Origin of the sequence: Azoarcus sp. DN11, from assembly GCF_003628555.1 — a bacterium.
Lineage (GTDB): Bacteria > Pseudomonadota > Gammaproteobacteria > Burkholderiales > Rhodocyclaceae > Aromatoleum.
Window position 1 is genome coordinate 1,596,356 of record NZ_CP021731.1, and the last position, 12,041, is coordinate 1,608,396.

The following is a 12,041-nucleotide window of genomic DNA, read 5'->3' on the forward strand; positions in this document are numbered from 1 at the left end:
GAAGCGGGTTGAGGCGACGGGCATGTTAGCGCAAACGCTCTTCCGGCCGCACCGGGCGGGAGCAGGATCGGCCCGGGAGGAAACCGCAGGCGGGGGCAAGAATTGTCTTGGATCAAGGCACGAAAAATTTATTTGGTATTATCGCAACTGCATCCACTATCATTGCTGTTTGCGCGCGGACTCTCGTCGTTTACCGGATCGGCTGATGCTTCCTCCCCGTACGTCGCTGACGATCTTCCTGGTGCTGGCGTTCGCAGCGCTGACAGCCTTGGGACTCTGGATGCTGGAGGGCGTGCTTGCCGCCGAGGAACTGGGCAACACTGCGACGGTCGGGCGCAGTGTCTTCATTTCCTTCCTGGGCGTGTCCCTGGGGCTGCTGGCGGCGGTCGTAGCCTGGGCAGTGTGGCCCCTGGTGCGTTCGGCCGGCAGTCCGCCCGAGCCGAGTGCCGGACCGTCCGGCTACGCAACGCCCTCCTCCTGGACGCCGGATGGCGACGTGCAGGACTTCCGGCAGGTTCAGCTGCCGGTCAGCGAGTACGCGCTCGAAACCTACAAGGCGGCAGTCGATCACGCGCCGACCGCGATCATGATCACCAACAACCGCGGGCGGATCGAGTACGTGAACGACGCCTTCCTGAAGACGTCGGGGTATGCGCGGCGCGAGATCCTCGGCCGCAGTCCTGCGATGTTCAGCGCCGGGCATACGCGGAGCGAGGTCTATAGCGACCTCTGGCAGACGATCCTGTCGGGCAAGGTGTGGCGTGGCGAGGTCCGGAACCGCCGGAAGAGCGGCGAGGAATACTGGGAGAACATGGCCATCTCCCCCCTGCGCGACCGCTTCGGGCGCGTCTCGCACTTCGTCGCCGTGCGGGAGGACGTCACCGAACGCAAGGGGCGGGAAGAGGATCTGCGCCAGCTGGCGCTGGTGGATTCGCTGACCGGGATCGCGAATCGCCGCTACCTCCTCGAGCGTGCGGAGCAGGAGCGGCAGCGCGCCCAGCGATTCAACCTGGCCTTGACCCTGATGATGGTGGATATCGATCATTTCAAGTCGATCAACGACAGGCACGGGCATGCCGTGGGTGACCAGGCGATCCGGAGGGTGGCGCAAACCTGTGTCGGGAGCGTGCGCGAGATCGATATCGTCGGGCGCTATGGCGGCGAGGAATTCGTGGTCGTCCTGCCGGGCACGCTGCCGGAAGGTGCGCGCGAGCTCGCGGAGCGCCTGCGGCAGAAAATCGCGGCCATCGACATCGCGGGGGCAGACGGCGCGTCGTTCGGCTTGACGGTCAGCATCGGGCTGGCCGGGTTCCAGCCGGGCGACGAGCTCGAACAGGTGCTGGCATCGGCGGATGCGGCGCTGTACCGGGCGAAGAGCCTCGGGCGCAACAACGTGGTGGCGGTCACCGACTGCCTGCAACAGGGGCCGGCGGGCGACGTGCAGTGAGGGCGCGCGCTGCACGGAGGGCCGTTCAATGGAAGTCGCGGCTTGGTGCCGCGAGCGTGCCGAGCAGGGCCGAATGATCGACGACGCGGCCCGCCAGCAGGTGAATGACGTCGCCCTGGCGGCTGATCTGGCCGAACACGCCCAGCAGCCGTGCGCCGAGCAGTTCCCGGCGCTGCCGTTCGATGAGCTCGGGCCGGACGATCACGTTGGCAAGCCCCGTTTCATCCTCGATGGTCATGAAGAGCGTTCCTTTCGCGGTGCCGGGCCGCTGGCGGCAGGTCACGATGCCGGCGGCGCGGGCGAGCTGGCGGTCGGGGCAGGCGGCGATCTCGGCCGCGGTGAGAAAGCGCATCGCGCTGAGCCGTTCGCGCAGCAGCGCGAGCGGGTGGCGGCCCAGCGTGAATCCCAGCCGCGCGTAGTCGGCGAGCAGTTCCTGGGCTTCGCTCGGCGCTGCGATCTCCGCCGCACTCTCCATCACCGGTGCGCCGTGCAGGATGCCTTCCGCGGGTTGTCCGCCGGCGGCCTGCCAGAGTGCCTGACGACGGTGTCCGGCCAACCCCGCCAGGGCGCCGGCCGTGGCGAGCAGCCGGAGCTCGCGCGCATCGAGCGCGGCGCGTAGCGCGAGATCGTCCACGCCGGCGAAGGAGCCCGTGCTGCGGGCCGCGGCGATCCGTGCGGCGGCGTCGACGCTGAATCCCTTGACCATGCGTAGTCCCAGGCGTGCCGCGGGCAGGTGTGTGCCGTCCTGGGGTTCGAGCGTGCAGTCCCAGTCGCTCGCGCGTACGTCTGCACCGCGTATCGTCACGCCGTGCCGGCGGGCATCCTGGATCAGTTGCGAAGGGGAGTAGAACCCCATCGGCTGGCTGTTGAGCAGCGCACAGAGGAAGGCGGCGGGCTCGAAGCGCTTGATCCACGCGGAGAAATACACGAGCAGCGCGAAGCTCGCGGCGTGCGATTCGGGAAAGCCATAGCTGCCGAAGCCTTCGATCTGGTTGCACAGGCGCTCGGCGAACTCGGCCCGGTAGCCGTGATCGGCCAGGCCGGCGAGCAGTTGCGCGCGGTAGCGTTCGAGCTCGCCCTGGCGACGCCAGGCGCCCATCGCGCGGCGCAGCTGGTCGGCCTCGCCGGGGGTGAAGCCGGCCGCGACGACGGCGAGCTGCATCACCTGTTCCTGGAAGATCGGCACGCCCAGCGTGCGCTCGAGCACGCGGCGCACGCCGTCGTCCTGCGGTGCGCCGGGCGCGCGGCATTCCGGGCGCGGGTAGTCGATTTCCTCGTCGCGTTCCTTGCGGGCGCGGGCTTCGAGGTAGGGATGGACCATGCCGCCCTGGATCGGGCCGGGGCGCACGATCGCGACTTCGACGACAAGGTCGTAGAAGCGGCGGGGCCTGAGGCGCGGCAGCATGGTCATCTGGGCGCGCGACTCGACCTGGAAGACGCCGACCGAGTCGGCCGCGGAGAGCATGTCGTAGACGGCATCGACTTCGCGCGGGATGTCCGCGAGCGTCATTTCGCGGCCGTGCCAGGCGGCCATCAGCGCGAGGCCGCGGCGCAGGGCCGAGAGCATGCCGAGGGCGAGGACGTCGACCTTGAGCAGACCCAAGGTGTCGAGGTCGTCCTTGTCCCACTGGATGACGGTGCGTTCGGGCATCGCGGCGTTCTCGATCGGCACCAGCTCGTCGAGGCGGCCGCGGGCGATCACGAAACCGCCGACGTGCTGCGAGAGGTGGCGCGGAAAGCCGATCAGTTCCTCCGTGAGGGCGGCGAGGCGCCGTACCGTGGGGCTGTCAGGGTCGAGGCCGGCATCGCGCAGGCGCTCGGGGAGGATGTGGCGGCCGTCGAACCAGAAGTGGTCGCGCGTGAGCCGCTCGATCTGCGCCAGCGGGAAGCCGAGCGCCCGGCCGACATCGCGCAGGGCGCTGCGTGAACGGTAGCGGATGACCGTGGCGGCGAGCGCAGCCCGTTCGCGGCCGTACTTGGCGTAGAGGTACTGGATGATTTCCTCGCGCCGGTCATGTTCGAAATCGACGTCGATGTCGGGCGGCTCGTTGCGCTCCTTCGAGATGAAGCGCTCGACCAGCATGATGCCGAGCCCGGGATCGACCTCGGTGATGCCGAGCGCCCAGCACACCACCGAGTTGGCCGCCGAGCCGCGTCCCTGGCACAGGATCCCGCGGCTGCGGGCGAAGCGCACGATGTCGTGCACGGTGAGGAAGTAGGCTTCGAAGCCGAGTTCTCCGATCAGCGCGAGCTCGTACTCGATCTGCTTGCGTACGCGCGGGGGCGCCTCGCCGTCCGGGCGGTAGCGCCAGCGCAGCCCGTCCTCGACCAGGCGACGCAGCCAGCTCGACGGGGTTTCGCTGTCCGGGACCAGTTCGGCGGGGTATTCGTAGCGCAGCTCGTCGAGCCGGAATCGGCAGCGGGCGGCGATGCGCAAGGTCTCTGCGAGCAGCCCGGGCGGGTAGCGGCGGGCGAGGGTGCTGCGTTCGTGCAGGCGGCGCTCGGCGTTTGGCGCGAGCCGGGCGCCGGCTTCGGCGATGGTGGCGTGGAGACGGAGCGCGGCGAGCACGTCGGCAAGCGGCCGTCGTGCGGCGTCGTGCATCAGTGCCCCGGTCGCTGCGACGGGAGGCAGGCCGGCTGCGCGGGCGATCGCGAGCAGGGTTGCGAGCCGTTGGGCATCGTCCGGGCCGCAGGCGAGTTCGATGGCGAGCCAGGACGAACCGGGAAAGCGTTCAGCCAGCCAGCGGCCGTCCTCGGCCAGCGCGGCGTGGTCCGGTTCGTCCTCGGGGGGAAGCAGCAGGGCGAGACAACCCGGCAATCCATCTCCGAGATCGGCACGGGTCAGGCGGTAGTCGCCTTTCCCGGCGGCCCGCCGGCCGATACTGATGAGGCGGGCGAGCCGGCCGTAGGCGGAACGGTCGGTCGCGAGCAACACGAGGCGGGGGCCGTCGGCGAGGCGGATCTCGGTGCCGACGACGAGGTGCAGCGGGAGCCTTTCGCGCCGGATCTCCTGATGCGCACGCACAACCCCTGCGAGTGAACACTCGTCGGTGATGGCCAGCGCGGTGTAGCCCAGGCTCGCTGCCCGCGCGACGAGTTCCTCGGGGTGCGAGGCGCCGCGCTGGAAGCTGAAATTGCTCAGGCAATGGAGCTCGGCATAGCGGGGTGGGAGAGCATTGTTTTGACTGTACATAAATACAGTATAAAACGTGTCTGCGGATTTTCTCCCCGCGCGACCGGTTCCTTCTGCCTTCGATGGCCGTTATCGTTGCGTACCCCGGGAGCCGTTCCCGCCGAATAGTCCGTTGCGGAGCCGAATCGATGCAGATGTGGGTTGATGCAGACGCCTGTCCGAAGGCGATCAAGGAAATCCTCTACCGCGCGGCCGAGCGCTGCGGGATCGTGTTGACCCTGGTGGCCAACCAGCCGCTGTCCGTGCCGCGGTCGCCCTGGATCAAGACCCTGCAGGTGCCGCCCGGCTTCGATGTCGCGGACAACGAGATCGTCCGGCGCCTTTTGGCGGGCGACCTGGTCGTGACGGCCGACATTCCGCTGGCGGCGGGCGTGATCGCCAAGGGGGCGCACGCGCTCAACCCGCGTGGCGAGCTGTATTCGGCCGAGAACATCCGTGAATTGCTCAGCCTGCGCGACTTCATGGATACCTTGCGCTCGACCGGTGTGCAGACCGGCGGCCCGTCGGCCCTGAGCCAGGGGGATCGGCAGGCATTCGCGAACCGTCTGGACCAGTTTCTCGCGCGCCACCACCGGAGCGGTGGATAAGACGCTTATCCCCACGCGCCGTGGGCAGTCTTGTGGACAACTTGTGGGGACGTGCTGCAGATCGCTGACGCACAAGGAATTGTTGTGTCTGCACAAAAATGAGGCATTCCCGCAACGTGCCCTTGGGGAAAACCCGTCGCTTATCCCCACCAGGCGTGGGCAGTCCTGTGGACAACTTGTGGGGATGCGGTGCAGGACCCTGACGCAAAAGGAAATGTTGCTCCTGCGCAAAAATGAGGCATCGACACAACATCGCCTCGACTCGTCCGGTCGCAGCCGCAACGGCTAGAATCGACAGCTTTGGTTCGTCTGCGGAATTGTCGATGCCCCACCAGCCCCGCGTGTCCTACACGATTTCCCCCGCGCGTCCGGAGGCGCACATCTTCGACGTGACCTGCACGGTCGCGGATCCCGATCCGTCCGGGCAGGTGTTTCGCCTGCCCGCGTGGATTCCTGGCAGCTACATGATCCGCGAGTTCGCGCGCAACATCGTGACGCTGAAGGCGGAGTGCGACGGCCGGCCGGTCGGGATCGAGAAACTGGACAAGCACAGCTGGCGGGCGGCCCCCGTCGCGCGCGGGCGGGCGCTGACGCTGAGCTACGAGGTGTATGCGTGGGATCTTTCGGTGCGTGCCGCGCATCTCGATGCGACCCACGGCTTTTTCAACGGCACGAGCGTGTTCCTCGCCGTCGAGGGCAAGACCGGGGAACCCTGTTACGTGGATATCCTGCCGCCGGCCGGCCCGGCGCTGCAGACCTGGAAGGTGGCGACGACGCTGAAGCGGCCTGCGGGCGATCCGCTGGCGGCGCCGGCGATGGGTTTCGGGCTGTATTACGCGGACAACTACGACGAGCTGGTCGACCACCCCGTCGAGATGGGCGGCTTCACGCATGCGCGTTTCGAGGCGGCGGGCGTGCCGCACGAAATCGCGCTGACGGGGCGCCACGACTGCGACCTCGAACGGCTGTGCACGGATCTGGCGCGCGTGTGCACGTGGCAGATCGAGCTGTTCGGCACGCCCGCGCCGGTCGATCGCTACCTGTTTCTGACGATGGTCGTCGGCGAGGGCTACGGCGGGCTGGAGCACCGTTCGTCGACCGCGCTCCTGACGAGCCGCGGCGACCTGCCCTACGCCGGCATGGGCGAGCAGACCGAGGGCTACCGGACTTTCCTCGGGCTGTGCAGCCACGAATACTTCCACACCTGGAACGTCAAGCGCATCAAGCCGGCGGCGTTCACGCCCTACGACTTCGCGAGCGAGAACTACACGCGCCTGCTGTGGGCGTTCGAGGGCTTCACGTCCTATTACGACGATCTCGCGCTCGTGCGTTCGGGCGTGATCGCCGTCGAGGATTACCTCGCCCTGCTGGGCAAGACGATGTCCAACGTGCTGCGCAGCGGCGGCCGGCTGAAGCAGAGCGTCGCGGAATCGTCCTTCGACGCGTGGATCAAGTATTACCGGCAGGACGAGAACGCGCCGAACGCGATCGTCAGTTATTACGCGAAGGGTGCGCTCATCGCGCTGGCGCTCGACCTGCAGCTGCGCGCGGCGAGTGCCGGGCGCAAGAGCCTGGACGACGTGATGCGGCTGTTGTGGCAGCGGCATGGCCAGACAGGGGAAGGGGTCGCGGAAGACGGCCTGTTCGCGCTGGTCGGCGAAGTCGCTGAAGCCGGCCTGAAGGGCGCGGGCCGGCGCCTGTCGCGCTGGCTGAAGGACGCGGTCGAGGGCACGGAAGATCTGCCGCTGGACGAGTTTCTCAGGCCGTTCGGGATCGAATACCGCGCCGAGGCGGCGGCCAAGGGGGCGTCGCTGGGCGTGAAGCTGGCCGCCGGAAACGGTGAGGCGAAGCTGGCGAACGTGTTCGACGGCGGTGCGGCGCAGCGGTGCGGGCTTTCGGCCGGGGACGTGCTCGTCGCGCTCGACGGCCTCAAGGTGACGGCCGCGTCGCTCGACGGGCAGCTCGCCCGCCGCAGGCCGGGCGAGCTGGTCACGATCCATGCCTTCCGCCGCGACGAGCTGATGCACTTCACCGCCGAGCTGACGGCTCCGCCTGCCGACACCGTGAAGCTCGCGAGCGGCAAGCGGGTGTCCGCGCCGATGCGGACCTTGCGCAAGGGCTGGCTGGGCGCCTGAAGGCCGGGACCGGGCGGGTCAGGGCGCGGCAGGCAGGTCCTGCCGGCGCATCACCGCGCGCAGCAGCCAGCCGAACAGCACGGCGGCGACCACGGTGGACATCACGCCCGCCTCCCAGAAACCCGCGACATGCGGGCCCGCCGTCCGCCACGGCGCGTGGAAGCTCGCCCAGTAGCCGCCGGCGAGGCCGACGCCCCAGAAGCACACGGCGTGCATCAGCATCGGCACGAACGTCACCTTGTAGCCGCGCAGGGCGTGCGCGGCGACCGTCTGCACCGAGTCGAACAGCTGGTAGATGCAGATGTAGAGCAGCAGCGCGAGGCCGATTGCGCGGACCGCTTCGTCCTCCGAGAACAGCGCGATGACCGGCTTGCGCGCGAGCCACATGGCGATGCCGATGAGCGACGCGAGGCTGCCCGTGACGATCATGCCGACGCGGACCGTCATGCGCGCCCGTGCCCAGTCGCGCGCGCCGGCAGCCTGGCCGACGAGCACGAGCACGGCGATCGACATCGCCAGCGGCAGCATGTAGATCAGCGCGGCGAGGTTCGCGACGACGCGGTGGCCGGCCACGGCCTCGGCGCCCAGCCGTGCCGCGAACAGCGCGATCAGGGTGAAGGACGACACTTCGATGAAGGTCGACAGGCCCATCGGCACGCCCAGCCGCAGAAGCGAGAGGATCTCCCCGGGTTGCGGCCCGCGCCAATGTGCGAACAGGTGATAGGGCTGGTAGCCGGGATTGCGCGCGAGGTGGACGGTGCCGCAGGCGAAAGCCAGCCAGTTCACGATGGCCGTCGAGATGCCGCAGCCGAGCACGCCCAGCGGCGGCAGCCACAGGTGGCCATGCACCAGCGCCCAGGCGAGCGGGACGTGCGTTGCCGTGACGATGAAGCTGATCGCCATCAGCACGCGCGGCTTGCCGACGGCGTTGTTAAAGGCATAGAAGGTGCGGTACAGCAGTACGGCGGGCAGGCCGGCAGCGGTCGCGAGGAGGTATTCGCGGGTCTTGGCGTCGACGTCGGGCGGAACGCTGCTCAGTTCGAGGAGGAAGCCGGGGAAGACCATCAGCACGATGCCCGGGACGGCCAGCATCAGGGCCAGCCAGAACCCCTGCTGCAGCGTCGGCCCGATCCGCTCCATGCGGCCGGCGCCGAAATGGTGCGCGACGGTCGGAGCGACGGCCTGCAGCACGCCCACGACGAGCATCACGATGGAGATGTAGACGCCGCTGCCGACGGCGATCGCCGCGAGATCCACCGTGCCGTAGCGCCCGACGATGATGGTGTCGGCGATCAGCATGCTCATCGACAGGATCTGCGCAACGAGTATCGGCCAGGCGTGGTGCAGCAGCTGGCGGACGATGGTGGACGGCGAGGCGTGCGACGAGGAGGACGGCGAGATGGACGACGAGGGGGAGGCGCTCAAGCGAAAAGGGCCTTTGGGCTGCGGGTGAGGTTGATGCGCGCCGCGATAAATGCGGCACTTCTTGCGAGATAAGTTGTACCGGGTGATTGTTGCATGCCTTGAAAGCGAATTGCAGAAGGAAGGGGCTGAGAGGCCCCTTCGTCACGTCTACCAGTTCCGAATGATCAGCTCGCCCGACTTGACCTTCGCCCGGCCAGCGCCGCCCACGGTGTAGTTGATGACCACCCGATCGATGCACAGGCCGGCGAACGCCTGGTGCATCTCCGGGATGTCGTTGACCGAGATGACCATGCGGCCCTGGACGGTCTTGGCCAGGTCGCCCATGCGCTGGTACTGGTGCAGGCCGAAATCGACGCCATAGCCCTCGGTGCCCCGGTACGGAGGGTCGCAGTAGATCAGGGCGTGCTCGCGGTCGTACTTGCGGATGCAGTCGGCCCAGTCCAGGTTCTCGATGTAGGTTCGGCTCAGGCGCAGGTGGGCAGCCGACAGGTCTTCTTCCAGGCGCAGCAGGTTGAGCCTCGGGCCTGAGGTGGTCGAGGTGCCGAACGTCTGGCCCTCGACCTTGCCGCCGAAGGCCATCTTCTGGAGGTAGAAGAACCTGGCCGCGCGCTGGATGTCCGTCAGCGTCTCCTCGGGCGTGATCTGCAGCCACTTGAAGATTTGCCGCGAGGTCAGCGCCCATTTGAATTGCCGGACGAACTCCTCCAGGTGGTGGCGCACCACCCTATACAGATTGACCAGCTCCCCATTCACGTCATTGAGCACCTCGACCTTGGTCGGCGCCTTCAGGAAGTAGAGAGCAGCCGCGCCGCAGAAGGGCTCGACGTAGCAGGTGTGCTCGGGGAAGAGCGGGAGGATGTGTTTCGCCAGACGGCGTTTGCCACCGATCCAGGGGACGATGGGGGAAGCAGATTGCATTTCCATTCTGTGTAAGCCCTTTTTGATTGTTGCAATTGTTGGTAGGCTTAGACCCGCCGTGTGCACGTATCCGTCCGGAAATCCCCGTTCTTCCGCAGGCGCTCGCACTGAGGGATCGTTATCGCTCCTTGAATAGCGGAGCATGCGACGATGGAAGGTCGGTTGGTTTCGGATGGGGAAGGCGGTATCGGCACGGCGGTCGGTCGGATCGACTGGCGCACGGGCAAGCGGATGATGGCCCGCGACGACACGTTCTGGCAGCAGCATGAAACGCTGCGGCGTGAGCAGGGGCTGAGCATCCCGCAGTACTGCGAGGTGAACGGCTTGGCGCTGTCGACGTTTCGGCATCGGGTCGGGCGTCTGGTGCGCACCGGGGCCGGCGTCGAGCCCGCGTCGCGGGCAAAGTCGAAGTCGGCCGATGCGCGGGGCCAGTTCATCGCGTTGCCCCATGGCGTGGACGCGCCCTCACTCAGCGCGGAAATCGAAGTGCGCCTGCCCGGCACGATGACACTGCATCTGCAAGGCGCGGCCGCGCAGCAGGTGCTCGATCGCATCCTGGCGCAGTTGCCGTGATCCTGTCCTCGGCGGTCAGGGCCTATGTGTATAGCGAGGCGGTCGACATGAGGAAATCGATCGACGCGTTGGCGCAGTTGGTCGCCTCCTGCATGGGCATGGACCCGCTGTCGGGGCTGGTGTTCGTGTTCATCGGCCGGCGCCGCGACAAAGTGAAGCTCCTGGTGTGGGACCGGCACGGCTTCTGGGTGCTGTACAAGCGCCTGGAACGGGGCCGCTTCGCCGATCCGGCGCGCCTTTCGGCCGGCGCTCTGGCGATGAGCGAACGGGTGGCGTGGCTCGACGGCATCGATCTGGCCCGCGTGCGGCGACTCCCGACGGTGACTGCGTCCCGCGTGAGCTGAGGGCGGGGCCGTGCCCTTCATGCAATCGGGGTTTGACCGACTGCCCTGGAGGCGGCACCCGCGGGCAAGATGGACGCCATGAATCGCTCTGCCGTCATCGATCGCGCGACCCTGCCGAACGCCGTTGAGCCGCTCCAGGAGATGGTGCTGGAGATGGCCGCGCAGCTCGACGGGTTGCGGACGCAGTTCGACGCGCAGATGGAGAGCCTGCGCCACCCGCTGGCCGAACTGCGCCGGCGTCTGTTCGGCCCGCGCAGCGAGGCGATCCACGCGGGGCAAGGCGAATTGTGGAGCGAGGCGGTCGTAGTGCCGGTGCCGCCCGAGGCGTATCGCGAGGTCGAGGCGCACCGCCGGCGCCGGCCAGGGCGCGCCGCGATCGGTGAACACTTGCCGCGGCGGCGCGTCGAGCACGACCTGTCCGCGGATGAGAAAGCGGCCTTTGCCGCGGTTGAGCGCATCGGCGAGGAAGTCTCCGAGATGCTCGAGTACATCCCGGCGCGCCTCGAAGTCATCCAGAACGTGCGCCTGAAGTACCGCTGCGAACGCGCCGATGGCAGCAGCACGATCCGCACCGCCACCGCCCCGGGCGCGCCGATCGCCAAGAGCAACGCCGGGCCGGGGCTACTCGCGCACGTGATGGTGTCGAAATACCTCGATCATTGCCCGCTCGCCCGTCAGCAGCGCATCCTCGCCCGCGACGGCGTCGTGATCGCGCGCCAGACGCTGTGCGACTGGGTGCTCGACGGGGCCGAGCTCTTGAGCGTGCTGATGCCAGCGCTGCATCGCCACGTGCTCGCGAGCCCGGTGATCTTCACCGATGACACGACGCTCGCGCTGCAGGCACCGGGCAAGACCGTCACCGCGCGGATGTGGGCGTATCTGGCCGGCGGGCACCGCAAGGACGAAGAGGGCCGCTGGCAGGCGGTGGCGCCGGCGGCGCTGTACGACTGTTCCACCTCTCGACCATCCTCGAACGCCTGATGTCGGACCCGGCCCGGATCATCGAAATCCGTCGCCACCTGCATCTGGGGCAATCCGTGCGTTTCCTCGATTGGCAACAGGCCGGCCCCCAGATGGCGCTGCGCACGGGGCGGATCGTCGCGATGAAGGACACGCAACTCACCGTGCAGGACGAGCGCACCCGGCGCGAATGGAAACTGCCCTATGCAGCGATCGAAATCCCGGACGCGGCTTCGATCCCGGCGCCATCGGTGCCCGAACCGCCGCCTCCGACCCGCGCCGACTTCCACGTGGGCGACCGCGTGAGCTTCGAGGACCGTCACCTGCAGACCCGCGTCGGGACCATCGTCCGCATCAATCAGCGCACCGCCACCCTCGACTGCGACGGTCAAAGCTGGCGCGTCTCCTTCCCGCTTCTGCGGCACCTCGTCGATCTCTGACCTGCCCCGCTGACGGGGA

The 12,041-nt window shown here is 68.0% G+C and carries 10 protein-coding genes; 7 read left to right on the plus strand and 3 right to left on the minus strand.

From position 1 onward, the window contains the following. Positions 1-205 precede the first annotated feature (205 nt). A complete protein-coding gene (locus CDA09_RS07340) occupies positions 206-1,447 on the plus strand; it encodes a sensor domain-containing diguanylate cyclase (protein ID WP_121428023.1) in 1,242 nt (413 codons plus the stop codon). Positions 1,448-1,472: 25 nt separating this feature from the next. Here the strand turns inward: CDA09_RS07340 and CDA09_RS07345 are convergent, their stop codons facing one another. After that, positions 1,473-4,640, minus strand: coding sequence for an error-prone DNA polymerase (locus CDA09_RS07345; RefSeq protein ID WP_121428024.1), 3,168 nt, complete (start codon positions 4,638-4,640; stop codon positions 1,473-1,475). 128 nt (positions 4,641-4,768) lie between these two features. On the opposite strand from CDA09_RS07345, the gene CDA09_RS07350 reads away from it, so the two are divergent. Together CDA09_RS07350 and CDA09_RS07355 are read left to right on the plus strand one after the other, a co-directional pair. Then, positions 4,769-5,227 (plus strand): YaiI/YqxD family protein, encoded by a 459-nt coding sequence (locus tag CDA09_RS07350; RefSeq protein WP_121428025.1) that lies wholly within the window; start codon positions 4,769-4,771, stop codon positions 5,225-5,227. A gap of 323 nt (positions 5,228-5,550) precedes the next feature. Beyond that, the gene (locus CDA09_RS07355; RefSeq protein WP_121428026.1) at positions 5,551-7,362 is read left to right on the plus strand and encodes a M61 family metallopeptidase; all 1,812 of its coding nucleotides are present in this window, start codon (positions 5,551-5,553) and stop codon (positions 7,360-7,362) included. An 18-nt stretch (positions 7,363-7,380) separates the two neighbouring features. On the opposite strand, the gene CDA09_RS07360 is transcribed toward CDA09_RS07355, so the two are convergent. Next, a complete protein-coding gene (locus CDA09_RS07360; RefSeq protein WP_121430772.1) occupies positions 7,381-8,763 on the minus strand; it encodes an MATE family efflux transporter in 1,383 nt (460 codons plus the stop codon). 171 nt (positions 8,764-8,934) lie between these two features. Beyond that, on the minus strand, positions 8,935-9,705 hold the full coding sequence (locus CDA09_RS07365; RefSeq protein WP_121430773.1) for a DNA adenine methylase: 771 nt from the start codon (positions 9,703-9,705) through the stop codon (positions 8,935-8,937). 150 nt (positions 9,706-9,855) lie between these two features. On the opposite strand from CDA09_RS07365, the gene tnpA reads away from it, so the two are divergent. The 4 genes from tnpA to CDA09_RS07385 all read left to right on the plus strand — a co-directional run bounded on the left by tnpA (position 9,856) and on the right by CDA09_RS07385 (position 12,022). Then, positions 9,856-10,278: an IS66 family insertion sequence element accessory protein TnpA gene (gene tnpA, locus CDA09_RS07370; protein ID WP_121428027.1), complete on the plus strand. Its 423-nt coding sequence runs from the start codon at positions 9,856-9,858 to the stop codon at positions 10,276-10,278. Further along, complete coding sequence (tnpB, locus tag CDA09_RS07375) at positions 10,275-10,622, plus strand: IS66 family insertion sequence element accessory protein TnpB (protein ID WP_121428028.1); 348 nt, start codon at positions 10,275-10,277, stop codon at positions 10,620-10,622. The genes tnpA and tnpB overlap by 4 nt, the downstream gene beginning before the upstream one ends. A 78-nt stretch (positions 10,623-10,700) precedes the next feature. Next, complete coding sequence (locus CDA09_RS07380; protein WP_164844380.1) at positions 10,701-11,603, plus strand: IS66 family transposase; 903 nt, start codon at positions 10,701-10,703, stop codon at positions 11,601-11,603. Beyond that, positions 11,603-12,022: a hypothetical protein gene (locus CDA09_RS07385; RefSeq protein ID WP_286164402.1), complete on the plus strand. Its 420-nt coding sequence runs from the start codon at positions 11,603-11,605 to the stop codon at positions 12,020-12,022. Before CDA09_RS07380 ends, CDA09_RS07385 begins: the two co-directional genes overlap by 1 nt. Positions 12,023-12,041: the final 19 nt, after the last annotated feature.

Bases quoted from the DNA above. Each gene is read 5' to 3' on its own strand.
- CDA09_RS07355 (WP_121428026.1), top strand. From the start codon at position 5,551: ATGCCCCACCAGCCCCGCGTGTCCTACACGATTTCCCCCGCGCGTCCG.
- CDA09_RS07345 (WP_121428024.1), bottom strand. From the start codon at position 4,640: ATGTACAGTCAAAACAATGCTCTCCCACCCCGCTATGCCGAGCTCCAT.
- CDA09_RS07380 (WP_164844380.1), top strand. From the start codon at position 10,701: ATGAATCGCTCTGCCGTCATCGATCGCGCGACCCTGCCGAACGCCGTT.
- CDA09_RS07340 (WP_121428023.1), top strand. From the start codon at position 206: ATGCTTCCTCCCCGTACGTCGCTGACGATCTTCCTGGTGCTGGCGTTC.
- CDA09_RS07385 (WP_286164402.1), top strand. From the start codon at position 11,603: ATGTCGGACCCGGCCCGGATCATCGAAATCCGTCGCCACCTGCATCTG.
- CDA09_RS07365 (WP_121430773.1), bottom strand. From the start codon at position 9,705: ATGCAATCTGCTTCCCCCATCGTCCCCTGGATCGGTGGCAAACGCCGT.
- CDA09_RS07350 (WP_121428025.1), top strand. From the start codon at position 4,769: ATGCAGATGTGGGTTGATGCAGACGCCTGTCCGAAGGCGATCAAGGAA.
- tnpA (WP_121428027.1), top strand. From the start codon at position 9,856: ATGGAAGGTCGGTTGGTTTCGGATGGGGAAGGCGGTATCGGCACGGCG.